The sequence below is a fragment of the Pseudomonas aestuarii genome (assembly GCF_027988105.1).
Taxonomy (GTDB): Bacteria; Pseudomonadota; Gammaproteobacteria; order Pseudomonadales; family Pseudomonadaceae; genus Aquipseudomonas; species Aquipseudomonas aestuarii.
The window spans coordinates 1-403 of record NZ_JAQJZJ010000036.1 but is presented as its reverse complement, the minus strand read 5'-3'; the positions used below and the strand labels follow the sequence as shown (position 1 = coordinate 403).

The following is a 403-nucleotide window of genomic DNA, read 5'->3' as shown; positions in this document are numbered from 1 at the left end:
GTGGATGTTGATCGCCCAGCCGTCCAGCTTGCGGCACAGTTCCGGCGAGAGCACCTGCATGTAGCGGGCGAGTACCACCAGCTCGGCGCCGGTGTCCTCGATCACCTGCATCACCTTGCGCTCCTGTGCCGGCTTGTCATTCGGGTCGAGGGGGAAGTGGTAATAGGGAATGTCATGCCAGCGCGCCAACGGTTCCAGATCGGGATGGTTGGACACCACCGCCACCACGTCCATGGCCAGGTGGCCGATGCGCTGACGGTAGAGCAGGTCGTTCAGGCAATGGTCGGCCTTGCTCACCATCAGCACCACCTTGGCTCGATAGCCCGGTGGGGTCAGTTCGGTGTGCATGCCAAAGGGGGCGAGACGCTCGACCAAGCCGGCGCGGAAGGCCTGCTCGTCGAAG

1 protein-coding gene is annotated in these 403 nt (G+C 64.0%); it reads right to left on the bottom strand.

Annotated elements, in window-relative coordinates; all coding sequences use genetic code 11:
- Nucleotides 1-403, bottom strand: a 403-nt coding sequence (locus PH586_RS23445) for a formyltransferase family protein (RefSeq protein ID WP_271350214.1), incomplete at both ends; no start/stop codon positions are given.